The organism is Dyella soli (assembly GCF_054482295.1).
Genome location: NZ_JBTFFU010000002.1, coordinates 230217 through 255595, shown reverse-complemented (window position 1 = coordinate 255595; position 25379 = coordinate 230217). Strand labels below are relative to the sequence as shown.

Annotated in this window: 22 protein-coding genes; 11 read left to right on the top strand and 11 right to left on the bottom strand. The window is 67.5% G+C overall.

Going from position 1 to position 25379, the window contains the following annotated elements:
* Positions 1–2 precede the first annotated feature (2 nt).
* Together ACXU4B_RS11530 and ACXU4B_RS11525 are read right to left on the bottom strand one after the other, a co-directional pair.
* Positions 3–731, bottom strand: coding sequence for a hypothetical protein (locus ACXU4B_RS11530; protein ID WP_131412391.1), 729 nt, complete (start codon positions 729–731; stop codon positions 3–5).
* Between the two features lie 117 nt (positions 732–848).
* Complete coding sequence (locus tag ACXU4B_RS11525; RefSeq protein WP_131412393.1) at positions 849–1736, bottom strand: LytTR family DNA-binding domain-containing protein; 888 nt, start codon at positions 1734–1736, stop codon at positions 849–851.
* Positions 1737–1896: 160 nt separating this feature from the next.
* Here ACXU4B_RS11525 and ACXU4B_RS11520 point away from each other — a divergent pair, with 160 nt between their 5' ends.
* Positions 1897–3165, top strand: a complete 1269-nt coding sequence (locus ACXU4B_RS11520) for an MFS transporter (RefSeq protein WP_131412395.1) — start codon at positions 1897–1899, stop codon at positions 3163–3165.
* Positions 3166–3288: 123 nt separating this feature from the next.
* Positions 3289–3624, top strand: coding sequence for a hypothetical protein (locus ACXU4B_RS11515; RefSeq protein WP_131412397.1), 336 nt, complete (start codon positions 3289–3291; stop codon positions 3622–3624).
* Between the two features lie 92 nt (positions 3625–3716).
* Here the strand turns inward: ACXU4B_RS11515 and aceE are convergent, their stop codons facing one another.
* The 5 genes from aceE to rsgA all read right to left on the bottom strand — a co-directional run bounded on the left by aceE (position 3717) and on the right by rsgA (position 12098).
* Entirely contained in the window at positions 3717–6410 is a 2694-nt protein-coding gene (gene aceE, locus ACXU4B_RS11510; RefSeq protein ID WP_131412399.1) for a pyruvate dehydrogenase (acetyl-transferring), homodimeric type, read from the bottom strand.
* Positions 6411–6785: 375 nt separating this feature from the next.
* Positions 6786–9077, bottom strand: coding sequence for an NADP-dependent malic enzyme (locus ACXU4B_RS11505; protein WP_131412401.1), 2292 nt, complete (start codon positions 9075–9077; stop codon positions 6786–6788).
* 141 nt (positions 9078–9218) lie between these two features.
* Positions 9219–10493 (bottom strand): flavohemoglobin expression-modulating QEGLA motif protein, encoded by a 1275-nt coding sequence (locus ACXU4B_RS11500; protein WP_131412403.1) that lies wholly within the window; start codon positions 10491–10493, stop codon positions 9219–9221.
* Positions 10490–10969, bottom strand: coding sequence for a hypothetical protein (locus ACXU4B_RS11495; protein ID WP_131412405.1), 480 nt, complete (start codon positions 10967–10969; stop codon positions 10490–10492). Before ACXU4B_RS11495 ends, ACXU4B_RS11500 begins: the two co-directional genes overlap by 4 nt.
* Positions 10970–11042: 73 nt before the next feature.
* The gene (gene rsgA / locus ACXU4B_RS11490) at positions 11043–12098 is read right to left on the bottom strand and encodes a ribosome small subunit-dependent GTPase A (protein ID WP_131412407.1); all 1056 of its coding nucleotides are present in this window, start codon (positions 12096–12098) and stop codon (positions 11043–11045) included.
* Between the two features lie 150 nt (positions 12099–12248).
* On the opposite strand from rsgA, the gene ACXU4B_RS11485 reads away from it, so the two are divergent.
* The 7 genes from ACXU4B_RS11485 to ACXU4B_RS11455 all read left to right on the top strand — a co-directional run bounded on the left by ACXU4B_RS11485 (position 12249) and on the right by ACXU4B_RS11455 (position 19736).
* Positions 12249–13493 (top strand): aminotransferase class I/II-fold pyridoxal phosphate-dependent enzyme, encoded by a 1245-nt coding sequence (locus tag ACXU4B_RS11485; protein ID WP_131412409.1) that lies wholly within the window; start codon positions 12249–12251, stop codon positions 13491–13493.
* Positions 13494–13504: 11 nt separating this feature from the next.
* Positions 13505–14107, top strand: coding sequence for an SGNH/GDSL hydrolase family protein (locus ACXU4B_RS11480; protein WP_205746613.1), 603 nt, complete (start codon positions 13505–13507; stop codon positions 14105–14107).
* Positions 14108–14241: 134 nt separating this feature from the next.
* Positions 14242–15099 (top strand): UDP-2,3-diacylglucosamine diphosphatase, encoded by an 858-nt coding sequence (locus ACXU4B_RS11475; protein WP_131412413.1) that lies wholly within the window; start codon positions 14242–14244, stop codon positions 15097–15099.
* A gap of 62 nt (positions 15100–15161) precedes the next feature.
* On the top strand, positions 15162–16085 hold the full coding sequence (grxD, locus tag ACXU4B_RS11470; RefSeq protein ID WP_131412415.1) for a Grx4 family monothiol glutaredoxin: 924 nt from the start codon (positions 15162–15164) through the stop codon (positions 16083–16085).
* A 164-nt stretch (positions 16086–16249) separates the two neighbouring features.
* Positions 16250–16915, top strand: coding sequence for a response regulator (locus ACXU4B_RS11465; RefSeq protein ID WP_131412417.1), 666 nt, complete (start codon positions 16250–16252; stop codon positions 16913–16915).
* The gene (locus ACXU4B_RS11460; protein WP_240734176.1) at positions 16908–18287 is read left to right on the top strand and encodes a sensor histidine kinase; all 1380 of its coding nucleotides are present in this window, start codon (positions 16908–16910) and stop codon (positions 18285–18287) included. The genes ACXU4B_RS11465 and ACXU4B_RS11460 overlap by 8 nt, the downstream gene beginning before the upstream one ends.
* Positions 18288–18368: 81 nt before the next feature.
* On the top strand, positions 18369–19736 hold the full coding sequence (locus tag ACXU4B_RS11455; protein ID WP_131412421.1) for a glutamate--cysteine ligase: 1368 nt from the start codon (positions 18369–18371) through the stop codon (positions 19734–19736).
* Positions 19737–19833: 97 nt separating this feature from the next.
* Here ACXU4B_RS11455 and dcp read toward each other — a convergent pair whose 3' ends face one another.
* From dcp to bioD, 3 genes are all read right to left on the bottom strand, one after another.
* The gene (gene dcp, locus ACXU4B_RS11450) at positions 19834–22044 is read right to left on the bottom strand and encodes a peptidyl-dipeptidase Dcp (protein ID WP_131412423.1); all 2211 of its coding nucleotides are present in this window, start codon (positions 22042–22044) and stop codon (positions 19834–19836) included.
* An 87-nt stretch (positions 22045–22131) separates the two neighbouring features.
* Positions 22132–22482, bottom strand: a complete 351-nt coding sequence (locus ACXU4B_RS11445; protein ID WP_131412425.1) for a hypothetical protein — start codon at positions 22480–22482, stop codon at positions 22132–22134.
* Positions 22483–22537: 55 nt separating this feature from the next.
* A complete protein-coding gene (gene bioD, locus ACXU4B_RS11440; protein WP_131412427.1) occupies positions 22538–23209 on the bottom strand; it encodes a dethiobiotin synthase in 672 nt (223 codons plus the stop codon).
* Positions 23210–23312: 103 nt separating this feature from the next.
* Between bioD and ACXU4B_RS11435 the strand changes: the two genes are divergently transcribed.
* On the top strand, positions 23313–23804 hold the full coding sequence (locus ACXU4B_RS11435; protein ID WP_131412894.1) for a GAF domain-containing protein: 492 nt from the start codon (positions 23313–23315) through the stop codon (positions 23802–23804).
* Positions 23805–23807: 3 nt separating this feature from the next.
* Here ACXU4B_RS11435 and yihA read toward each other — a convergent pair whose 3' ends face one another.
* The gene (gene yihA, locus ACXU4B_RS11430; RefSeq protein WP_131412429.1) at positions 23808–24461 is read right to left on the bottom strand and encodes a ribosome biogenesis GTP-binding protein YihA/YsxC; all 654 of its coding nucleotides are present in this window, start codon (positions 24459–24461) and stop codon (positions 23808–23810) included.
* 198 nt (positions 24462–24659) lie between these two features.
* On the opposite strand from yihA, the gene ACXU4B_RS11425 reads away from it, so the two are divergent.
* On the top strand, positions 24660–25355 hold the full coding sequence (locus ACXU4B_RS11425) for a c-type cytochrome (RefSeq protein ID WP_240734160.1): 696 nt from the start codon (positions 24660–24662) through the stop codon (positions 25353–25355).
* Positions 25356–25379 lie beyond the last annotated feature (24 nt).

Below are 25379 nucleotides of genomic sequence, written 5' to 3'. Positions count from 1 at the left end.
ACCTACTTTTTCTTGGCCGCCTTGGGCAGCGGCTGCCACTTGGCCGGATCAAAACCGGCCACTTCGTAAACCAGCGTGAGTTTCTTTTCGCCATCCTGCATGGTCACGTCGAGGGTGACCTTCTTCGCCTTTTCCAGTTGGGCGATGAAGGCGCTGTCGTCGCGGACCATCAGCGCGGGCTCGCCCGTGGGCGGCGCAAACGCCTTGATGCCGGACGGCTTGCCGTCGAAGGTGGCGTTGAGGGTGCAGGTGGCGCGGCAGACAAAGCCGTGGCCGTCGCTGAACAGGAACGCGTTCTGGCCCCATTCGGTGTGGCGCCGCAGCACCAGCCGCACGCGGTTCCCGCCTGAGGGCTGGCTGTTGTAGATGCTGGCCGTCGACTGCGTGCCACCCTCCATCGGCGACACCTGGTACAACCACAACCCCTGCAAACGGTTCTTCTCGCTGGTCTCGAGGTAGCGCTGCTCGATCGCCGGCAGGCTTTGCTGCACTTCCCTGGCGGCGTCGCTGTTCGGGTAGCGGCTGACGATCTCCTTGCCCATGGTTGTTGCCATGCCGTCGTTGCCGATGCGCACCAGCTGGCGATAGGTATCGAGCTTGCGCGCGGAACCGTCGTCCGGCGCCTGGGCTGCCTGCGGCGCCGCCGCCTGGTCACCCGACGGGGAGCATCCGGCAAGGGCGAGCGCGAGGCCGGTGGCGGTGACGGCAAGGCGAAGGCGCGGGAATTTCATGGGCTGATTCCGGGTGTCGGGAAAGTGCCTAGAGTGAAACGCGCGGAGGGGTGACGCAACCACTCCCTGCGCGCCCGGCGCCGACCGCATGCATGGGCATGGAACCTCCATGGCCCATCAGGCATGGACCGGTGTGTCGCCGAAGCGCTCACGCAATTGCGCACGAAAGCGGCGACTGCACGGTACCGTGGCGCCATCGCGCATGACCAGGCGCGCATCGCCGGTTTCCAGCGGCTCGATCTCGGCGAGGTAATCGAGGTTGACCAGATAGCTGCGATGCACGCGGACGAAGCGCTGGGGATCGAGCCGCTCCTCGATGCCGCTCATGGTGGCGCGCAGCGGGTAATCGCGGCCGCGCACATGCAGGTTCACGTAATTGCCCGACGCCTGCGCCCATTCGATTTCGCGCGCGGCGACCAGGAACTCGCGCCCAAGCTTGCGCACCAGGAAGCGCTCGGGCCGGTCGATCGGCTCCACCGGCGGACCCTCGTCGGGCTCGGCCAGCAGGCGCGCCTCGCCTTGCAGCCGGCGCAGCACAAAGCCATAGAAGGACATGGTGCCGACGAACAGGAAATAGGTGCGCAGATCCTTCAGGTATTCATAGCCCAGCTGCACGATCCAGTGGCCGAAGTCGTAGTGGGCGCCAGCCACCGCGTAGGCGAGCTGGCGCAGCGCCACCATGCCGGCCACGTGGACCAGGCTGAAGGGCACGCTCAGCAACAGGTGCACGACCAGGCTATGGCGCCAGCTATCGAGCCGGAACGGCCAACGTCGCGTCGCCAGCACGACCAGCGGCACCAGCGCCAGCAACATCAGGCTGCTGCTGGTCTCCCACACCCACGGCTCGAAGCTCGATGCGCGCTGGCTGCGACGCACGTTGTCGTACCACGACACCGTGCCGTTGAACACGGTATTGACGGCGCAGAGCAGCAGCCAGAAGCCCACCTCGAAAGGCCGCCGCCAGCGCTGGAACTTGCCGTAGTCGAAACCCGCCTGCTTGGCCATGCCGGCGATTCTACGTGGGTCGCCGGCGCCTGGCGCCAGTGGCGGGCCACCGTACGGCACGCAGCCATGGAGGCGGTGGACCGTGGGTGCGAAGCACGGCGCTTTGCCCGCTTGCGATGGCCATCCATAATGCGTGGGCTCAGGCCAGGACGCTTCCCCGATGCCCTCCTCCATCGCCTCGACGCCGGCGGACTCGCTGCGTTCGCACCCGGCCTTCGTCCAGTTCTGGTTCGCGCGCATCGCCTCCGGCTTCGGCTTCCAGATGCTGTCGGTGGCGGTGGGCTGGCAGATCTATGCGATCAGCGGCCGCGCGCTGGATCTGGGCCTGATCGGGCTGGTGCAGTTCTTCCCTTCGGTAATGCTTGCGTTGCCGGCCGGCCACGTGGCCGATCAGTTCGAGCGCCGCCGCATCGTGCTGCTGGGGCAGATCGTCGAGTTGGTGGCCATCGCGGTGCTCGCGGCGCTCAGCCTCGCGCATCTGGCGCACGAGGCAGGCATCCTTGCGCTGGTGTTCCTGCTCGGCGTCGCCAAGGCGTTCGAGTTTCCCGCACTGCAATCGATGCTGCCCGCACTGGTGCCGCCGGCGATCCTGCCGCGCGCCATGGCCGCCAGCGGCTCGGCGGGTCAGGCGGCCATGATCATGGGACCGGCGGTTGGCGGTTTCCTGTATGTCGCCGGTCCCGGCACGGTGTATGTGGTCTGCGGCCTGCTCTACCTCGCATCGGCCTGGCTGATGGCGCGCCTTCGCTACGAGCAGGCGCCGCCGCGGCGCGAGCCGGCCACGCTGAAGACCTTGTTCGCCGGCGTGCATTTCATCCGCCGGCGACCGGACGTGCTGGGCGTCATCTCGCTGGACCTGTTTGCGGTCTTGCTGGGCGGCGCCACGGCGCTGCTGCCCATCTTCGCGAAGGACATCCTGCACACCGGCGCCTGGGGCCTGGGCCTGCTGCGCGCCGCGCCCGCCATGGGCGCGTTGCTGATGTCGCTGTGGCTGACGCGGCATCACATGGAGCGACGCGTGGGCTCGATCATGTTTGCTTCCGTCGCCGGCTTCGGCCTGGCGACGCTGGCGTTCGCACTGTCCACCACGCTCTGGTTGTCGCTCGCCGCGCTGTTCGCGCTGGGCGCGTTCGACATGGTGAGCATGGTCATTCGCGGCGCGCTGGTGCAGCTTGATACGCCTGACGACATGCGCGGTCGCGTCAGCGCGGTGAATGCCATCTTCATCAACACCTCCAACCAGCTCGGCGAATTCGAGTCCGGCCTGCTGGCCGCATGGGTGGGCGCGGTGAACGCCACCCTGGTCGGCGGCATCGGCACGCTGATCGTGGTGGCGCTGTGGATGGCCATGTTCCCCACCTTGCGGCGACGCCAGCGGCTGCACGCCGAGCCCGGCGAGCTGTCGCAACCGGCGACCGACACGCTCTGAGGCTGCCGGACCGTTGATGGCGGTCGGCGTCCCGAAGCTTGCGCCGGACCGGCTGGCGAATGTTTACGCATCGCTCACGCCGCCGCTGGCACCGTGGAGACTCTGACTCCCAGGAGGACGCCCATGGGCCGCCCGTACGACATCGAAGGCAATATCAACGGCGTCCGCGAACGAGTTAGCGAACGAGTACGTCACTATGCCGGAGAGGCCGCCGATCGGGCCGATGACCTGATCGAGCGCGGGCGTGACGTGCGCCGCCGCTTCGGTCGCAGCCACAACGCCTACGCGCGTCGACTCGGTCACGCCGCGGAAGACTTCGCCGATGAGGCGAACTACCAGTACCGCCGCCTGCGCCGCCATGTATCGCGCCACCCGGTGGCCACCACGGCGATCGTCGCGGGCACCGTGGGCGCGTTCTTCCTGTTGCGTCACCTGTTGCGCAGCCGCGACGAGGACTGATCCCCGCCTGCGCGGCACCTGAAAAAAAAGCCCGCCGAAAGGCGGGCTTTTTGTGTTGCGGTACCTCCCGCGGGAGGCACCGCGGGCCGGCATCAGACCGTCAGCGGATTGGGCTTGTCCGGGTCGAGCTTGTAGGTCTTGATGGCGCGCGCGACATCCTTCGCGTTGACCTTGCCGTCCTTCGCCAGCGCGGCCAGTGCGGCGTGCGCGATCCAGTAGCGGTCCACTTCGAAGAAGCCGCGCAGGTGTGCACGCGTGTCCGAACGGCCGTAGCCATCGGTGCCGAGCACGGTGTAGTGCATGCCATCGGGCATGAAGGCGCGGATCTGGTCGGCGTACTCTCGAACGTAGTCGGTGGCGGCCACGGCCGGGCCCTGGCGACCCTGCAACAGGCTGGTCACGTAAGGCACGCGCTGCTCGGCTTCCGGATGCAGGCGATTCCAGCGCTCGGCGTCGAAGCCATCGCGACGCAGCTCGCTGAAGCTCGGGCAGGACCAGATGTCGGCAGTAACGCCGAAGTCCTTTTCCAGCAACTCGGCGGCGGCGATGGCCTCGCGCAGGATGGTGCCCGAACCCAGCAGCTGCACGCGCGGCTCGCCCTTCTTCGGCTTGCCGGCGTCCTTGAACAGGTACATGCCCTTGATGATGCCTTCCTCGGCGCCCTGCGGCAGGTCCGGATGGCTGTAGTTCTCGTTCATCACCGTGAGGTAGTAGTACACATCCTCCTGCTCCTGCAGCATGCGGCGCGTGCCGTCCTGCATGATCACCGCGATCTCGTAGGAGAAGGTCGGGTCATACGACTTCACGTTCGGGATCGCACCGGCCAGCAGGTGCGAATGGCCGTCCTCGTGCTGCAGGCCCTCGCCGTTGATGGTGGTGCGGCCGGCGGTGCCGCCGATCAGGAAGCCGCGCGCGCGCATGTCGCCGGCGGCCCAGGCCAGGTCACCGATGCGCTGGAAGCCGAACATCGAGTAGTACACGAAGAACGGCAGCATCGGCTGGTTGCTGATGCTGTAGCTGGTGGCCGCAGCCATCCAGGCGGCCATGCCGCCGGCCTCGGAGATGCCTTCCTGCAGCACCTGGCCCTTCTGGTCTTCGCGGTAGTACAGCAGCTGGTCGGCATCCTGCGGGCGGTACTTCTGGCCGAAGGGCGCGTAGATGCCGATCTGGCGGAACATGCCCTCCATGCCGAACGTGCGCGCCTCGTCGGCCACGATCGGCACGATGCGCTCGCCGATCTGCTTGTCGCGCAGCAGCAGGTTCATGCCGCGCACCAGCGCCATGGTGGTGCTGATCTCGCGCTCGCCGGTGCCCTTGGTGATCTGCTCGAACGCGGCCAGCTCCGGCGCCTTGATCTTGATGTCGGCCTTGCGGCGACGCTGCGGCAGCGCACCGCCCAGCGCGCGACGACGCTCCAGCATGTACTGCACTTCCGGCGAGTCCTTGCCCGGGTGGTAGTACGGCACGTCGTCCAGCTTGTCGTCAGGCACCGGGATGTTGAAGCGGTCGCGGAAGTGGCGCACGGCTTCGGCATCCAGCTTCTTCTGCTGGTGCGTCGGGTTCTGCGACTCGCCGGCCGCGCCCATGCCGTAACCCTTCACCGTCTTGGCCAGGATCACGGTGGGCATGCCCTTGGTGTTCACGGCCTGGTGGTAGGCCGCATAGACCTTGTGCGGATCATGGCCGCCGCGGTTGAGGCGCCAGATGTCGTCGTCGGACAGGTTGGCGACCAGCTGCGCGGTTTCCGGATACTTGTTGAAGAAATGCTCGCGCGTATACGCGCCGCCGAAGGCCTTGCACGCCTGGTACTCGCCGTCGACGGTTTCCATCATCAGCTTGCGCAGCGTGCCGGTGGTATCGCGCGCCAGGAGCGGATCCCAGTAGCTGCCCCAGATCACCTTGATGGCGTTCCAGCCGGCGCCGCGGAACACGCCTTCCAGTTCCTGGATGATCTTGCCGTTGCCGCGCACCGGGCCGTCCAGGCGCTGCAGGTTGCAGTTGATCACGAACACCAGGTTGTCCAGGCCTTCGCGCCCGGCCAGCGAGATCGCACCGAGCGACTCGGGCTCGTCGGTTTCGCCGTCGCCCAGGAAGCACCAGATCTTGCGGTCGGTCTTGGGCATCAGGCCGCGGTGTTCCAGGTACTTCCAGAACTGCGCCTGGTAGATCGCCTGGATCGGACCCAGGCCCATCGACACCGTCGGCACCTGCCAGTAGTCCGGCATCAGCCAGGGATGCGGATACGAAGACAGGCCCTGGCCCTTGCCGGCCACTTCCATGCGGAACAGGTTGAGCTGTTCCTCGCTGATGCGGCCTTCGAGGAACGAACGTGCGTACACACCCGGGCTGGAGTGGCCCTGATGGAACACCAGGTCGCCCGGGTGGTCAGCGCTCGGTGCGCGCCAGAAATGGTTGAAGCCAACGTCGTACAGCGTGGCCGACGACGCAAAGCTGGCGATATGGCCGCCCAGTTCGCCCGGCTTGCGGTTGGCGCGCACGACCATGGCCATGGCGTTCCAGCGGATCAGGGTGCGGATGCGCCATTCCATCGCCGCATCGCCGCTCATCTTCGCTTCGTGGGCGGGCGAAATGGTGTTGACGTATTCGGTGGTCGGATTGAACGGCAGGTAGCCACCCGAACGGCGCGTCGAATCGACCATCTTCTCCAGCAGGAAATGGGCTCGCTCGGTGCCATCGTGATTGATGACGGCATTGAGCGATTCGAGCCACTCCTGGGTCTCGGTGGGGTCCAGGTCCTGGTGAAGGATGTCGTCGAGCTGATCCATGGGGAGCTTCTCTCCGCGGCGCCGGGGGTTGGCGCGGCTATAGGTGGATTGCCTCTGCGTGAGAGGCGGGGAACCCTTCGAGTTTAGCTCCGGTGGGGTTTTTCGCCAATTGGATCGTGGCAGTACGGGGGCGCACGGGGGTGCAAGCTGTTGATTGGGAGACGGTGGGCGCGCGCCTGGTGGCTGAGCTGCCGCAAGGGTGCCGCCTGCGCGGCGGGCGTTTCGAACCGCTGCCGCGGTCCGATGGGGACTAGCTTCGCGTCGTCGGCAGACGGTCGAAACGCCCGCCGCGCAGGCAGCACGCTGGCGGTAACGCTGCCCAAAAAAGAACGGGGCCCGCAGGCCCCGCTCGCACTCCGTCGCAGCCCCGCGACCTCAGCTGCGCTTTTCGCCCTGCATCTGGCGAATCTGCGCATCCACGGCCGCAATCGCCGTCATGTTGACCACGCGGCGTGGTGTCGCCGCCGGGGTCAGGATGTGGGCCGGGCGGTTCACGCCCATCAGGATCGGGCCGATCGCCACGCCATCAGTCATCACCCGCACCATGTTGTAGGTGATGTTGGCGGCGTCGAGGTTCGGCATCACGAACAGGTTGGCGCGGCCGGTGAGCGTGGTGTTGGGGAAGATGCGGTGGCGCAGCCCCTCGTCCCAGGCGGTGTCGGCCTGCATCTCGCCGTCCATGTCGAGCTTCGGCACGCGCTGCTTGAGGATCTGCCACACCTTGCGCATCTTCGCCGCGCTCGGATTGTCGTGGCTGCCGTAGTTGGAATGCGACAGCAGCGCCACCTTCGGCTCGATGCCGAACAGCTTCAGGCGATAGGTTGCCTGCAGCGTGGCTTCGGCGATCTGCTCGGCCGTGGGGTCGCACTGCACGTGCGTGTCGAGGAAGAACCACGCGCCCTGGTCGTTGATCACGCCGGTCATGGCCGAGGTGCACGACACGCCCGGGTCGAGCCCGAAGATGCTGCGCATGTAGCCAAGCTTCTTGTGGAAGCGCCCGACCAGGCCGCAGATCATCGCATCCGCTTCGCCGCGCTCGACCATCAGCGAGGCGATCAGCGTGGGGCGTGAGCGCATCAGGTTCTTCGCTGCCGCCGGACTCACGCCACGACGCTCGGTCAGCGCGTGGTATTGCTGCCAGTAGTCGTTGAAGCGGGGATCGTCGTTGATGTTGGTGATCTCGTAGTCCGCGCCCTCGCGCATGCGCAGGCCAAGGCGCTGGATGCGCGTGTCGATCACGTCCGGGCGGCCGATCAGGATCGGGAAGGCCAGGCGCTCGTCGATCACCGTCTGCACCGCGCGCAGCACGGTCTCTTCCTCGCCCTCGGCGTAGACCACGCGCTTGAGGTCCGAACGCGCGCGCTCGTACACGGGCTTCATCAGCAGGCCGGTGCGATAGATGAACTGGCCGAGCTTCTCGAGGTAGGCCTCCATGTCCACGATGGGACGCGTGGCCACGCCCGATTCCATCGCCGCCCTGGCCACGGCCGGGGCCAGCATCACCAGCAGGCGCGGATCGAACGGCCGCGGGATCAGGTAGTCCGGGCCGAAGGTCGGCACGTCACCGCCGTAGGCGCTGGCGAGGTCGCCGGCTTCCATGCGTGCCAGCGCGGCAATGGCGCGCACGCAGGCCAGCTTCATCGCCTCGTTGATGCCGGTGGCGCCGACGTCGAGCGCGCCGCGGAAGATGTAGGGGAAGCACAGCGCGTTGTTGACCTGGTTCGGGTAATCCGAACGGCCCGTCGCGATGATGCAGTCCGGACGCACGCGCTTGGCGTCTTCCGGCGAGATTTCCGGGTTGGGGTTGGCCAGCGCCAGGATGATCGGGCGCTCCGCCATGCTGGCGACCATGTCCGGCTTGAGGATGCCGCCCGCCGACAGGCCCAGGAAGATGTCCGCGCCGTCGACGATCTCGGCCAGCGTGCGCTTGGCGGTGTCGCGTGCGTAGCGCTGCTTGTCCGGGTCCATGTGGTCGCGCCCCGTGTACAGCACGCCTTCGCGGTCATAGGCCAGGATGTGCTCGGGCTTCACGCCCAGCGCCACCAGCATGTCCAGGCAGGCGATTCCGGCCGCGCCGACGCCGGTGGTGGCCAGCTTCACGTCCTCGATCTTCTTGCCGACGACTTCCAGTGCGTTGAGCACGGCGGCGCCCACGATGATCGCGGTGCCGTGCTGGTCGTCGTGGAACACCGGGATCTTCATGCGCTCGCGCAGCTTGCGCTCCACGATGAAGCACTCCGGCGCCTTGATGTCTTCCAGGTTGATGCCGCCGAAAGTCGGCTCCAGCGAAGCGATGATGTCGACCAGCTTGTCCGGGTCGCGCTCGTTGATCTCGATGTCGAACACGTCGATGCCGGCGAACTTCTGGAACAGCACGCCCTTGCCCTCCATCACCGGCTTGCCGGCGAGCGGGCCGATGTCGCCCAGGCCCAGCACGGCGGTGCCGTTGGTGATCACCGCCACCAGGTTGCCGCGCGCGGTCACTTCGCTGGCGACGTTGGGATCCTCGACGATGGCCTCGCAGGCATAGGCCACGCCCGGCGAATAGGCCAGCGCGAGGTCGCGCTGGGTCACCATCGGCTTGGTCGCGGAGACCTTGATCTTGCCCGGGGTCGGAAGGCGGTGGTACTCGAGCGCAGCGATACGCAGTTCTTCAGGGAGGGCCATGGGATGCGTGGACTGATGTGATGGGGAGACGGTGCCGCCATGCGGCATCGCCGAATGGTAACACCGGCGGACGCGGCGACCCGACGATGCGGGCGCGCATGGCAGGGGCAACGTTCACCGGGCGCGTCCGGCCACGGGTGCCTAGAGGCTCAGCGAAAGCGTTTCCGCCTGCACCCTGCCCATGTGGATCCGGTTGACGAACAGCGAGAACGCCAGCTTGCCGGCCAGCCCGTGAACATGCTGCATCCACGGCGGCAGCCAGCGCGCCGGGGCGATGGCGCCGGACTCGAAATGCGGCTGCAGGCTGATCACGTCGTGCAGCGCCAGCTTGCCCGCGAACAGGTGGCGCAACATGTCCATGCGCCGCTGCTTGAGGGCCCAGCGGAAGAAGGTGTGCACGGCGAGCAGGCCGGACAGGTACACGTTGTCCTTGGCGAACGCCGAACCACCCGTGAGCGGTACGCCGCGGAAGACCCGCTGGGTCGAATGGAAGCTGTCGGCGACGCTCTGCCCGCACTCGCTGAAGAAGCGGTAGACCTCGACGAAGTCCGCGCCGTTGAGCGCCATGTCGATGGCCAGGATGCGCAGGCTGATGCGCTTGAGGCGCGAGATGTCGATCGCGCCCGACATCAGCTCCGCGAATACCGCCAGCCCTTCCTGGGTGGCCGTCACCCGCGGCGACGTGCGCCCCAGCGACGCCAGCACGGGCTGCGCGCGGCCATTGAGCGCGGTCAGCGAGTGCACGAAGGCTTCGTGGGCAAGCAACTGGTGCCGGTCGTACTCGCTGAAACAGGTGCCGCCGCGCAGGCGGATGCGCGTGGCGCCTGCCGCCGCCTTGGCGGTGAGTTCGGGGTCCACTTCGACCGCGATCTGGCCGGCGCCAAAGAACGCGTCCAGCGTGCGGCGGAGGTCGTCGCGCAGCTCGTCGGCGGGAATACTCACGCTGACGTCATCGGCGAGCAGGTCCGAACCCAGTTCGTCCGACAGTTCCACGAAATAGCGCGCGGCGTCGAGATTGCTGCGGTCACTGCCGGGAATGGCGTCGCCGGGGCGGCCGTAGAGCACGATCGACGGCGCGGTGACACCCGCGGTGCCGACGGCCTCGAGCATTTCCGCCGCGATGCGCCAGGACTCGGCCGTGCGGCTCAGGTACTCGCCGATCGGGTCGTCATAACCGGCCTCGCGCTCGATGGTGGCGAGCTCGGCGCGTTCGGCGGCGAGATTGGGCGCCTGGTAGCTCACTTCCGGCAGCGCAAACCTGCCCTTGCTGTAAGCCTCGATCATGCGGTCTTCCAGCGACGCCGGCCACGCCACCGTGGACAGGATGCGCATGCCCTTCACCGCCGACAACAGGCGCTGATCGAGTTCGGCGTAACGGCGCAGCTCGGGTCCCAGGCTGGCAGCGTTCACGCTCATGCCGGCCTCCGGCGCAAGGCGTCGATGCGGTGGATCAGGTCGGTGGCGACCGGATTGGGCCTGAACGCCCCGAGGAAGCCGCGGGGGCCGGCAGGTATGAAGCTCACGGCCTTGCCGAAACGCGAGGATTCCGTGCGCAGCATCAGCGTGATCCGCGGCGGGTTGGTCATGGTCGAGGCATTGACGTTGATGACCTCGCCCAGGGCGAGGCGGGCCTGCTCGCCCCGGTTTTTCACCACCAGGCTTTCGCCGTCCAGCCAGACTTCATCGACGAGATCGAACAGGAGTCGCCGGAATACCGCCAATCCAATGACCGCCATGAGTAGCGGGATGAACGCGGACGGCCACATCTCGGGCCGGCGCAGTGCCGCGCCGGAACCGATCCAGGTGGCCAGGAACACTGCGAGGAAGCCAAACCAGAACACCGGAAAAACCCGCTTGTAGAAAAACGTGGAAGGCGACGAAAGTCGCTGCATGCCCGTACCCCCGGTCGCGATCCCCCGATAGTAGTGCCTTCCGGGGTCCCCGCCGCAAGCCGGAGCGCCGCGCCTATTCGCGCTCGCCTCGGCCGCGGTGCCCGTGCGGACGGACCACCGGACGACCGCCGCGCTGCCGTCGCAGCTTGGCTTCCAGCGTCGTGGCCTGCTCTTCGCGCTCGTCGCGCAGCTTCAGATAATTGCGCCAGCGCTCGGCCGACAAGTCGCCGCTGTCGAGCGCAGCCTGCACCGAGCAACCGGGCTCGCTGCCGTGCCCGCAATCGGCAAAGCGGCACTGCGCGGCCAGTTCGTCGATATCGGCGAAGAGGTCGAGGTGTTCCTCGCCGGTGAGCTTGAGCTCGCGCATGCCTGGCGTATCGATCAGGCATCCGCCGCTCGGCAGCTGCAGCAGGGCGCGATGGGTGGTGGTGTGGCGGCCGCGGCTGTCGTGGCTGCGCACGGCCTTGGTCGCCATCCGCTCGCTGCCCAGCAGGGTGTTGGTGAGGGTGGACTTGCCGGCGCCCGATGACCCCACCAGCACGGCGCTGTCGCCCGGCTGCAGATACGCCGTCAGCACCGCTGCCGTGGCCGGATCCTTGCCGTTGATGGCATGGATCGGCGTGCCTTCCGGCAGGCGCGCGCGCAGCGCGGCGAGCAGCTCGTCGGCGTCGTCGCGGGTATCGAGCTTGCTCAGCAACACCACCGGCTGGGCGCCGGAACCCTCGGTGAGCGACAGGTAGCGCTCGATGCGGGCCGGGTTGAAGTCGCCATCGAGGCCGGTCAGCACCAGCACGTAGTCGATGTTGGTGGCGATGATCTGGCGCTCGTAGCGCTCGCCGGCCGCCGCCCGCGACAGCACGGTGCGCCTGGGCAGCACTTTCACGATATGCGGCGGCTTGCCGGCCTCCAGCTCGACGAAGTCGCCCACCGCCGGGCGCTCGGCCGGATCGAGGCTGCGCTTGAGGAAATGTCCCGCCGGCTGCGCCCCGAACAGGGTCTCGCCATCGTGCAGTTCATAGCCGGCGCGGTGCTGCGCCACCACGCGTGCCAGGCGTCGTCCGTCGGCCGGGAGGGTGTCACCGCGCCAGCCAATGTGGCGCAATCGCTCGATGGTGTCGGCTTCCGTCATGGGCGGGGATTATGCCCTGCCCGCGCGAAGCCCGTCAGAACGCCCTTTTTTGGCCCTTTTTGACTGTCATCCGGCGACCCTGCGCTGCTAGCATGCAGGGGTACCCCGGCGTACGGCGCCGGCGACCGCGAAGAACAAAGGACGCTTGCGTTGGCCTCGATCAAACCCAGTGCGCACCTGGCGGACGTGCGCTACGAAATCCGTGGCGCACTCGCGCGTCGATCGCGCGAGCTGGAGGCTGCCGGCCTGCCCATCATCAAGCTCAATATCGGCAACCCGGGCCGCTACGGCTTCGAGACACCGGCGCACCTGCGCGAGGCCATCGGCAGGCACCTGCAGGACAGCGAAGCCTACGGCCACGAGCAAGGCCTGGAAGAGGCGCGCGAGGCCATCGTGGCGCAGCAACGCCATCGCGGTGCGCAGGGCGTGGAGGCCGAACGCGTCTTCATCGGCAACGGCGTGAGCGAATTGATCGACCTGAGCCTGCGAGCCCTGCTGCAGTCGGGCGACGAAGTGCTGCTGCCCAGCCCCGACTATCCGCTGTGGAGCGCCACCACCATCCTCAATGGCGGCAAGCCCCGTTACTACCGCTGCCTGGCCGAAAACGGTCACCTGCCCGATCCGGACGAAATCGAATCGCTGGTGACACCGCGCACGCGGGCGCTGGTGCTGATCAATCCAAACAATCCCACCGGTGCGATCTATCCGCGCGCGCTGCTGGAACGCCTCGTCGCCATTGCCGCCAAGCACCGCCTGTTGCTGCTCAGCGACGAGATCTACGACGAGATCCTGTACGACGGCACGCCGTTCCAGCCGCTGGCCGCGGTGGCGGGCGAGCTTCCCTGCGTCAGCTTCGGCGGCCTGAGCAAGGTGCATCGCGCCTGCGGTTACCGCGTCGGCTGGATGAGTCTTTCGGGTGATCCGTCGCGCACCGCCGATTACCGCGACGCGCTGCAGCTGCTTGCCGCGCTGCGCCTGTGTCCCAACGTCACGGCACAGTGGGCCGTGCGGCCTGCGTTGCAGAGTGCGCCGACCATCGGCGCGCTGACCTCGCCCGGTGGTCGACTGCACGAAGCCCGCCAGGCCGTGCTCGATGGCGTGGCCGCCAGCCAGTTCCTCGACGTGGTGTCGCCATCGGGCGCGCTGTATGCCTTCCCGCGCGTGCGCGCCGATCGCCTGGCCGATTTCGACGACAACGCCTTCGCGCTGCGCCTGCTGGAAGAGGAATCGGTGCTGGTGGTGCCGGGCAGCAGCTTCAACGTGCCGCACAGCCGGCACCTGCGCCTGACTTTGCTGCCGCCATCGGAACAGATCCGCGAGGTGTTCGTGCGCATCGAGCGCGTGCTCACCGGCATGGCCGCGACGCAGAAACCCCGTACCGCCGCCGTCGCCTGAACCTGGACGCCATCGTGTTGCGCTACCTCGCCCTCGGCGATTCGTATTCCATCGGCGAGGGCGTGCCCGCCAGTGGCCGCTGGCCCGTGCAGCTGGCGGCCAGGCTGCGCCGCGAAGGCATGCGGCTGGGCGACCCTCAGATCATCGCCACCACCGGCTGGACCACGGACGAGCTGGCGGCCGCCATGGCGCGCACGGCGCTGGCGGCGCCCTACGACCTGGTCAGCCTGCTGATCGGCGTCAACAACCAGTACCGCGGCCGTAGTGCGGGCGAGTATCGCCATGAGTTTCGCCGCATGCTCGATCGCGCGGTCGCCCTGGCCGGCCAGCGCGCGGCGCGCGTGCTGGTGCTGTCGATTCCCGACTGGGGCGTCACCTCGTTCGCCCGCGGCAGTGGCCGCGATACGGCACGCATCGGCGCGGAGCTGGACGTCTACAACGCGATTGCCCGCGACGAGACCCTGCGGGTACGCGCGCACTGGGTCGACATCACCGGCATCTCGCGCGGCAACCCCGACCTGCTCGCCGATGACGGGCTGCACCCTTCGGCGGCACAGTACGCACGGTGGACGCAGGCCGCCTTGCCGGTGGCCCGGTCCATGCTTGCGCGCTGAGCGCTGACGCCCTGCCCGCGCTGCCCGGACGGCGTGGAGGAAGGGCACCGCAACCACATTGCAACCATTCCGCCATCGTGCGGTGACGTGGCATGGGCATTCTGGCGTCCCGGTAACCACCGGGAGAGACAGCCATGGCGACCTTCCACTGCCGCAGCGCCTTCATCTCCGACGTGCACCTGGGCACGCCCGACTGCAAGGCGGGCTATCTGCTCGATTTCCTGCGCCGGCTGCGGTGCGAAAAGCTCTACCTGGTCGGCGACATCATCGACATGGAAGCGCTGGCACGCCGCCACTGGTGGCACGCCGACCACGGTGCGGTGATTGCCGAGGTGCTGGACCTGGCCAGGCGAGGCGTCGACGTCACCTACATCCCTGGCAACCACGACGCGCCGATGCGCGGCCTGGCCGGCCAGAGCCTTGGCGGCGTGAAGATCGCGCTGGACGCGCTGCATGAAGGCGCCGACGGCCGCCGCTACCGCGTCAGCCATGGCGACGAATTCGATCCGGAGCACGTCGGGCGCACATGGATGGTGCACCTGGGGGAGGTGATGCATCGCCTCATCTGCTGGACCAACCGCCGCGTGCATGCGCTGCGCCGCCGAATGGAACTGCCCTACCTGCCGCTCTCGATCATCGTGAAATCCCACGTCGGCAAGGCGTTGGCGTATATCCGCGCCTACGAGGAACGCGTGGCCGACGACGCGCGCACGCGCGGCCTCGACGGGCATATCTGCGGGCACATCCACTTCGGCCACGTGCGCGAGATGGACGGCGTGCTCTATCTCAACGACGGCGACTGGGTCGAGCACTGCACCGTGCTGGTGGAAGACCATACCGGCGCCATGGAACTGATCCACTGGAGCGAGCAGTTCGCCCCGCTGGGACGCGCCAGCCGCGAGCTGGTGCTGCCCTCGCCCGGCGCGGCCCTGGCGCTGGCCCCGCTGACGCGAAGCCGGCTGGACCTGGCGCATTTGCGCCCCGCCGCTTGAAGGTCGTGGGTGCCGGCGGCATATCGGGGGCGTACAATCCGCCCTCTTTGCCGGAGTTCCCCATGTCTCTCGACAGCGCCACCCGCGAACGTATCGAATCCCTGCTGCACGACCACCGCGTGGTGCTGTTCATGAAGGGCACCCGCCAACAGCCGATGTGCGGCTTCTCCGCCGCGGCCACCAACACGCTCAACGAGCTGCTGCCCGACTACCACACGGTCAACGTGCTGGAAGACCCGGAAATCCGCGAAGGCATCAAGGCTTACGGCGACTGGCCGACCATCCCGCAGCTCTACGTGGGCGGCGAGCTGGTGGGCGGTGCCGACATCATTCGCCAGATGTACGCCAGCGGCGAGCTGCACCAGCTGTTCGGCGCCGAAGCGCCGGATCGCACGCCGCCTGAGATCACGATCACCGACCAGGCTGCCGAGGCCATCCGCCAGGGCACCGCCAACGCGCAGGGCCTGGCCCTGCACCTGGAAATCGGCCCCGACCACAGCGCCGGCTTCCAGCTCGCGCCGGCCGGCGACCACGACATCGTGGTCAGCGCCAACGGCATCGAAGTGCATTTCGATCCCGGCAGCGCGCAGCGCGCCAACGGCATCGTGATCGACTGGGTCTCCACCGTGCAGGGCGAAGGCCTCAGCCTGAAGTTCCCCGGCGCGCAGGAAATCGGCTCGCTGAGCGTGCAGGAGCTGCAGGCGCGCCTGGTCGCCGGCGACATCACCCTGGTCGACGTGCGCCCGGCCCACGGTCGCGCCCAGGCGGCACCGCTGGCCCAGGCCCGCGTGCTCGAGGACGAGGGCTACGACGCGCTCGCCGGCCTGCCCAAGGACACGCCGATCGCCTTCATCTGCCACCACGGCGTTTCCAGCCGCGGCGTGGCCCAGCGTTTCGCCGCGCATGGCTTTACCAAGGTCTACAACGTCGAGGGCGGCATGGACGCATGGGCCCGTGAGATCGACCCGTCGGTGCCGCAGTACTGATCGGACGGCCTGGCCGCTCCTGTCGACCCGGAAAGCGCCCGCCTTGCGGGCGTTTTCCTTTTCTGTCCCGCCGCTCGCCGACGGTCCCGCGCAAGGCTGGCGCCCGCGTGGCTGCCCCGCCGCCCAGCTGCTAGCATTCGAAATCTTCCTGATCCGTGCGTCCCATGCGAATTCTGCTTGTCGAAGACGACTCCCTGGTATCCGATGCCATTTCCCGCGGCCTGGTCGCGTCCGGCTACGTGGTCGACGTCGTTGGCGACGCGGAATCGGTATCCGGGCGACTGGAAAACAGCCATTACGACCTGGCCATCGTCGACCTGGGCCTGCCCGGTGAAGACGGACTGTCGCTGGTGCGACGCCTGCGCCGCAGCGGCAGCTCGCTGCCCCTGCTGATCGTGACCGCACGCGACGGGCTGGACGACCGCATCAATGCGCTCGACCTGGGCGCGGACGATTACCTGGTCAAGCCGTTTGCGCTGCCGGAGCTGGCCGCGCGCTGCCGCGCCCTGATCCGTCGCGCCACTGCCGCCACCGCCAACGAAATCGTGATCGGCGGACTGCGCATCGACCTGGCCGGCCGGCGCGCCACCAACGCCGACGGCGACGCGCTGGAACTGACCCGCCGCGAGTGGTCCATCCTCGAGTGCCTGGCCCATCACAGCGGTCGCGTGGTGAGCAAGGAGCGCCTGACCCAGGCCATCACGGGCTGGAGCGAGGACATCTCCGGCAACGCCATCGAAGTGCATGTCTCGCGCCTGCGCAGCAAGCTCGGCAGTTCGGCCACCGTGCGCGGCATCCGCGGGCTTGGCTATCGCCTTGAAGATGCCTAGGCGCAAGCGTCCGGCCAGCGTCTACGGACGCCTGCTGAGCTATCTGCTGGCGCCGCTGTTCCTGCTGCTGGTGACTGGCGTGGCGGTCGATCACCACGTGATCGTCAGCCCCATCCACAGCGCCTTCGATCATTCCTTGTCCCGTTCGGCGCTGGCCATCGTTGCGCGCATCCACCCGGGCACCAACGGACATCCCCAGGTCGCCCTGCCCCAGCATCCGCCGCCGCCGCTGCGCGCGATGGAGGGTGAGCAGTTCTTCTACCGCGTGAGCCTGCCCGACGGCACCACGGTGGCCGGCACCGCCGACCTGCCGCTGGCACCCGACAGTCGTTCCGCCGACGGCTTCAGCTTTGCCAATGTCGACTACCACGGGCAGTCGTACCGGCTGGCCACGTACCGCACGGCGGAAACCGGCGAGCCGCTGGTCGTGACCGTGGCGGAGGTGCCGGTACGCCGCGACCGCGCGGTCCATCGGCTGGATGTCGCCTTCGGCATCAACGACACCGTGCAGATGGCCGGCGTGCTGATCGTCGCCCTGATCGGCATCCGCATCGCACTGCGCCCGCTGGGGCGGCTCAGCCGGCAGCTGGCCAACCGTCCGCCACAGGCGCTGACGCCACTTTCCACCGCGCAGGTGCCCACCGAAGTGCTGCCGGTGGTCGAGTCCCTCAATACGGTGCTTGGACGGGTGCGTGACTCGGTGCTTTCCCAGCAGCATTTCATGGCCAATGCGGCGCACCAGTTGCGCACGCCGCTGACCGGCCTGAAGGCCCAGCTTGAAGTGCTCAGCCGCGAAACCGCCGGCACGCCGCTGGAAGAGCGCATTGCCTTGCTGCAGGGGGGCGTGGACCGGCTGGCGCATACCGCCAACCAGCTGCTCACCCTGGCCCGCGCCGAGCCGTCCGCGCATCGCGACAGTCATTTCGGCGCCGTTGACCTGGCCCGGCTGACCGGCGAGGTCATCGACGGTTCGCTCGATCGCGCGCTGGCCCACGGCATCGACCTGGGCGCGGAAAGCCAGCCGACCCACGTTACGGGCGTGTACTGGCTGCTGCACGAGCTGCTGATCAACCTGATCGACAACGCCATACGCCACACGCCCGCCGGGGGCACCATCACCATCCGTAGCGGCGTCGCGGCCGGCCGACCCTTCCTGGAGGTCGACGACAGCGGCAGCGGCATCCCGCCGCAAGAACGCGCGAAGGTGCGCGAACGCTTCTATCGCGGCGCAGGCAGTAACGCCACCGGCTGCGGCCTGGGCCTGGCCATCGTCGACGAGGTCGCGCGGGTGCATGGGGCGCAACTGAGCATCCTGGATGGCGGCACCGGCCAAGGCACGCGCATGCGCATCGATTTTCCGGCGGCCAGCTGACCGGGCAAGTGCCACAGGTCGGCACTTTGAATTTCCCCATATCACCCCCAAAGTGTTGGCAGCCTTTGACAGGAGTCCCCCGTGTCCATACCCAGTGCCGTCAAGAGCACGCCCATCGGCAGCCGCCAGCAGCTGACCGACTACCTGGCCGCGGGAGAGAAACCGCGCGATGCCTGGCGCATCGGCACCGAACATGAAAAGTTCGGCTTCCTGACCGACAGCCTGCGCCCACCCACCTTCGACGGTGACCGCGGCATCCGCGTGCTGCTGGAAACGCTGGCCACGCGCTATGGCTGGGAGGTCGCGCGCGAAGGCGACAATCCCGTCGCGCTGTCGCGCGACAAGGCCTCGATCACGCTGGAGCCGGCCGGCCAGCTGGAGCTTTCGGGAGCGCCGCTGGAGTCCATCCACGACACCTGCCGCGAAGTGAACTCGCACCTGTCGGAAGTGCGCTCCATCGCGGAAGGCCTGGGCATCGGCTTCCTCGGCATGGGCTTCCAGCCCAAGTGGCGCCGCGAGGAGATGCCGTGGATGCCCAAGGGCCGCTACAAGATCATGCGCGAGTACATGCCCAAGGTCGGCAACCTCGGCCTGGACATGATGACGCGCACCTGCACCGTGCAGGTCAACCTGGACTTCTCCAGCGAGGCGGACATGGTGCGCAAGTTCCGCACCAGCCTGGCCCTGCAACCGATCGCGACCGCGCTGTTCGCCGACTCGCCGTTCACGGATGGCCGTCCAAACGGCTACCTGTCGTATCGCTCCCACGTGTGGGAAGACACCGACCCGAACCGCACCGGCATGCTCGACTTCGTGTTCCAGGACGGCTTCGGCTACGAGCGCTACGTCGACTACATGCTCGACGTGCCGATGTACTTCAGCTACCAGAACGGCCAGTACATCGACCTGTCCGGCCAGGACTTCAAGCGCTTCATGGCCGGCGAACTGCCGGCGCTGCCGGGCGTGCGCGCCACCATGAAGGACTGGGCCGACCATCTCACCACCGCCTTCCCGGAAGTGCGCCTCAAGCAGTATCTGGAAATGCGCGGCGCCGATGGCGGCCCGTGGAATCGCCTGTGCGCCCTGCCCGCGTTCTGGGTCGGCCTGCTGTATGACGATGACGCACTCAATGCGGCGTGGGACCTGGTGAAGGACTTCACCCGCGAAGAACGCCACGCCCTGCGCGACGGCGTGCCACGCCACGCGCTGAAGCTGCCGTTCCGTTCGCACAGCGTCCGCGAGCTGGCGGCCGAAACGCTGAAGATTGCCTCGCACGGCCTCAAGCGCCGCGCCCGCCTCAACAAGAGCGGCGCCGACGAAAGCATCTTCCTCGAGCCGATGATCGAGATCGTCGAAGCGAACCAGACCCCGGCGGAGCGCAAGCTGGAGTTGTTCCACGGCCTCTGGAACGGCAGCGTCGACCCGGTGTTCCGCGAGTTTGCCTATTGATCCGCTCGCGGCGCTGAGCCGGCGCCCCGATCCTGGCGCTGCGCCAGCAAAAGAAAAGGCCGGCAATGCCGGCCTTTTCCGTTCTCCGCAAGAAGGATTACTTCTTCTGCGGCGCTTCCTTCAGGCCGCGGTTGAGCAGCATCGGCTCGATGCTCGGATCCTTGCCGCGCCAGTCGTGGTACAGCTTGCCCAGCTCCACCGTGTTGCCCTGTGACAGGATCATCGCGCGGAAGCGATCACCGTTCTCGCGGGTCATGCCACCGTGCTCGACGAAACCCTGGAAGGCGTCGTCGGCCAGCATTTCGGTCCACAGGTAGGCGTAGTAGCCGGCTGCGTAGCCATTGCCCCAGATGTGCTGGAAGTAGCTGGAACGGTAGCGCGGCGGCACGTAGCTGAGGTTGATCTTGGCCTTGGCCAACGCGTCCGCCTCGAACTTGTCCGGATCCTGCTTCGCCGCGTCGGCACTCAGGCTGTGCCAGCTCATGTCGAGCAGGGCGGCCGAGACCAGCTCGGTCATGTCGTAGCCCTTGTTGAAGGTCTTGGACTTCTTGATCTTGTCGACCAGCGCCTGCGGCATCGGTTCGCCGGTCTTATAGTTCTTCGCGAAGTTGGCGAAGATCTTCGGGTCGGTCGCCCAGTGCTCGTTGAACTGCGAGGGGAATTCCACGAAGTCGCGCGCGGTCGAGGTGCCCGACAGCGACGGGTACTGCGAGTTGGCGAAGATGCCGTGCAGGCCATGGCCGAACTCGTGGAACATGGTGATCACGTCGTCGAACGACAGCAGGGCCGGCTGGCCCGGCGCAGGCTTGGTGAAGTTGGTGACGTTGAAGATCACCGGCTTGGTGCCCATCAGCCTGGACTGGTCGACCAGGTTGCTCATCCACGCGCCGCCGTTCTTGTTGTCGCGCTTGAAGTAGTCGCAGTAGAACAGCGCCATCGAGGTGCCGTCCTTGTCGAACACTTCGAACACGCGCACGTCCGGCTGCCACACCGGGATGTCCTTGCGCTCCTTGAAGCTCAGGCCGTAGAGCTGGTTGGCGGCATAGAACACGCCGTTCTGCAGCACGTTGTCGAGCTCGAAGTACGGCTTGATCTGCGATTCATCCAGATCGTACTTGGCCTTGCGCACCTGCTCGGAGTAGTGGTTCCAGTCCCACGCCTCGACCTTGAAGCCACCCTTCTGCTGGTCGATGACGTCCTGGATGTCCTTGGCCTCGCGCTCGGCGCGCGCGGTCGCGGCCGGCACCAGGTTGTCCATGAACTTCAGCGCCGCTTCGGGCGTCTTGGCCATCTGGTCTTCCAGCTTCCAGGCGCCGTAGTTCGCGAAGCCGAGCAGCTTGGCCTGCTCGGCGCGGATCTGCGCGATGCGCGAGATCAGCTCACGCGTGTCGTTGGCGTCGCCCTTCTCGGCGCGGTTCCACGAAGCCTTGAACAGCTCTTCGCGGACGGCGCGGTCGTTGAGGTTCTGCAGGGCCGGCTGCTGCGTGGTGTTCTGCAGCGGGACCAGCCACTTGCCGTCGAGCTTGCGGCCCTGTGCCGCCTGCGCGGCGGAGGCGATGTCGCCCTCGGGCAGGCCGTCGAGCTTGGCCTTGTCGTCCACCACCAGCGCACCGGCCTTGGTGGCGGCGAGCAGCTTGTTGGTGAACTGGGCGCTCAGGCCCGACTCTTCCTTGTTGAGTTCCTTCAGCTTGGCCTTGTCGGCGTCGGACAGCTTGGCACCGCCGCGCACGAAGTTCTTGTAGACCACTTCCACCAGGCGCCTGGATTCGGGGTCGAGCTTGAGCGAATCACGCTGCTGGTAGACCGTCTCGATGCGCTTGAACAGCTTGTCGTTCATCACGATAGCGTCCTGGTGCTCGGCCAGCCTCGGCGCCTCTTCTTCCTGCACCTTCTGGATCGTCTCGTTGGTGTTGGCGCTGCTGACGGCATTGAACGCCTGCATCACGCGCATCATCAGCTGGCCCGACTTCTCCATCGGGACGAAGGTGTTCTCGAACGTCGGCGGCTCCGGGTTGTCGGCGATCTTGGCGATCTCGACCAGGTGCTGCTTCATGCCTTCCTCGAAGGCCGGCTGGTAGTCGCCGTCCTTGATCTTGTCGAACGGCGGCGCCTGGAACGGCAGCGTGCTGGGCGCATAGAACGGGTTCACGGCGCTGACCTCGGCGGTCGGGGCGGCGCTGGCGGCCTTGGCCGGTGCCGTGCTCGCCGGCGCGGGCTGCGCGGCGGACTTGGCCTGGTCGTTGGACTGCTGCGAGCAGGCGCCAAGCGCAATGGAGGTGGCAATCACAAGCGTGCGAAGACGAAGCATCGGGGCTCCCCTGGTGGGCGGTAAAAGACAAACCCCGAGCCTAACCACAGCCCGGCACGGGTGCCAAGGGCTGGAAGTCAGGCCTCCTCACGCCTGGCGCAGGTCGCGCAGCTGCCAGGCAGGGCCGATCAGCAGGTTCAGCCGGTGCCGCACGATGCTCATGGGCAGGTCGGTGACGAGGTCCACGGCGATGCGCAGGTCGTCGACGCGGGCGCTCACGGTGGCGGCCGGATCGGTCACCGCCAGGCCGGGATCCACCTCGTCCGGCTCGTCCTGCAGGGCGCGCCAGCGCTCGAACAGCGCCGGCGTGCGCATGGCGTCCTGCACGGCGATCGCAAGATCGTCCGGGCCGGCGCCATCGAAACTCAAGGCCGGCACCGGGCCGCGTGCGCGCGCCAGGTCGTCGACGGAAAGGTAGTAGTGACTGCGTGTCGCCATGATGCCGGTCTCCAGCATGAGGATCGGGCGCATCGAAGCACGCGCCGCGTGAAGCTCATTCCAAGATCGCGGAAAGATCGAGCTGCGCTGCCGCCAGCTGGGGTGGCGTGCCGTAGGGCAGCACGCCCAGGCACGGCGCCGGCAGCAGCTGGCGCAGCGTGGCCAGGTTTTCGTCGACGGCGGCCATGGCCGGATCGATGCGATTGCCGATCCATCCGACCAGGCGGCAGCCGTCGGTGGCGATCGCCCGCGCGCTGAGCAGTGCGTGATTGAGGCAGCCCAGCCGCATCCCCACCACCAGGATCACCGGCAACTGCCACTGCCGCGCGATGTCCGAGGCCATCAGGCCGCGCGAGAGCGGCACCAGCCAGCCGCCGACACCTTCCACCAGCACCGCGTCGTGGATGTCGATCAGGCGCCCGAACGCCTCGCTCAGCGGCGCCAGCCGGATCTCGACGCCTTCGTGCGCTGCCGCCAGGTGCGGCGACAGCGGGTCGCGCAGGGCCAGCGGATTGATCCACTCATACGGCATCGGGGCGCTGCTGGCTGCCTGCAGCGCCAGCGCGTCGTCGTTGCGCAGTCCCTCGGCCGTCTCGACGCAGCCGCTGGCCACGGGCTTCATGCCGCAGGCGTTGAGCCCGGTGGCACGCAAGGCATGCAGCAGCGCGCAGGTGGCGTGGGTCTTGCCAACGCCGGTATCGGTACCCGCGATGAAGAACGTCGACATGCGCCTGCCCCTGGTGACGGCGAAAAGGCGGTGCGCGGCCCTGTTCTGCCCCGGTGCACCGTGCCGGCGCATAATACGTGCTTTGCCGCCGAGGCCCATGCCCATGTACGAAGTGAAGACGCAGGCGTACGCCAGCAAGCGCGAACACTATGAGGATCTTTGTGCCCAGGCGCGCGGCCTGCTCGAGGGCGAACCCGACACCATCGCCAATGCCGCGAACTTCTCCGCGCTGGTCTACCACAGCCTGCCCGACCTGAACTGGAGCGGCTTCTACCTCTTTGACGGCACCGAGCTGGTGGTCGGGCCGTTCCAGGGCAAGCCGGCCTGCATCCGCATCGCGCTGGGTCGTGGCGTCTGCGGCACGGCCGCGCAGACGCGGCAGACCCAGCTGGTGCGCGACGTCAACGCGTTCGACGGTCACATCGCCTGCGACGCTGCCTCGCAATCGGAGATCGTGGTGCCGCTGGTGCGCGCCGACGGCAGCCTCTTCGGCGTATGGGACGTCGACAGCCCGGAAATCGCACGTTTCGACGACGAAGACCGCGCCGGCATGGAGGCACTCTGCGCGGTGTTCATGGCCAGCGTGAACCGCTGAGGCTCAGTCCCCGTGCGCGATGCCGTCGCGCGGCGTACCGAGCAGGTTCATCACCACCGCGCGCGCCTCGTCGACGCCGGTGGGCGCGGACGACGAAAACACTTGCGCCGTGGCCTGCGTGCCGCCTGCGACCAGTTCCTTGCGCAGGGCCGCCAGCGCCTGCGCCGCCTGGTTGCGCGACAGCTTGTCAGCCTTGGTCAGCAGCACGTGGCACGGCAGGTGGGTGACGAAGCAGAACTCCAGCATCATCCGGTCGAATTCCTTCATCGGATGACGGATATCGGTGATCAGCACGATGCCGCGCAGGCTGCGGCGCCGGTGCAGGTAGGCATCGATCTCCTGCTTCCAGTGGTCGCGCAACTCCGGCGGCACCTTGGCATAGCCATAGCCCGGCAGGTCGATCAGGCGCACGTCCAGCGGTGGCTGGCCCTCGCCCTGGGCCAGCGGCGGCAGCGAAAAGGCCACCATCTGCTGGGTGCGGCCCGGCGTCTTGGAGGTGCGGGCAAGGCCGCGATGCCCGGTCAGCGCATTGAGGGCGCTGGACTTGCCGGCATTGGAACGCCCGGCAAACGCCACTTCGGCGCCGTGGTCGGCTGGCAATTGTGCGATTCGATGAGCGGCCAGCACGAACTGGGCGCCCTGCAACGGATTGGACATGGGAATGGTTTGACCGGCTAAGGTGGCGCGGGGATAATTCGGAGGTTTCTGCCAGTTACGGGCGCGCAAAAGCGCGAACCGTGCAGCCATAGCAGTTTTTCGGGAGACAAGTGTATGAGTTTTCGGCCCGCCGGTTTTCGGCCCGCTATTGTTGGTTATGCCGTAGCCCTCGTGTTCGCGCTGTCTTCGAGCGTGGTCATGGCCCAGGAAGCCAAGGCTCCGGCCCCGGCGGCCACCGCCGCCCAGCCCGCCGCTGCCGCCGGCGCCGAACAGGCCGCCAAGCCTTCTGAAGCCACCGCCGCCAAGCCCGGCGACGCCACCGCCGGTGCCGGCAAGGCCGCCGTGTGCGGTGCCTGCCACGGCATGGATGGCAATTCCAGCGATCCGCAGTACCCGAAGCTGGCCGGCCAGCATGAGTCGTACATCGTCCGCCAGCTGACCAGCTTCAAGAGCAGCAAGCGCCAGAACCCGATCATGCTCGGCATGGCCTCGCCGCTGTCCGAGCAGGACATGCGCGACATCGGTGCCTATTTCGCCAGCAAGTCCTCGCTGCCGGGCGTCGCCGACGCCGCGCTGGTCGAGCAGGGCCAGAAGCTCTACCGCGAAGGCGACACCACGCGCGGCATCCCGGCCTGCATGGCCTGCCACAGCATCGACGGCCGCGGCAACCCGGGCGCGATGTATCCGCAGCTCACCAGCCAGCATGCGCAGTACATCGAAGCGACGCTGAAGGCCTGGCACGATGGCAGCAGCTGGGGCGACGATGCCCACGCGCAGATCATGCCGGGCATCGCCAAGAAACTGGATGCCAAGGACATTGCCGCGCTGGCGAGCTACATTGAAGGCCTCCACGCCGCCGAAGGCGCCGGTGGCCAGGCCGCCGCCGCGAAGTGATCGACCTGACACGCCGGCCACTGG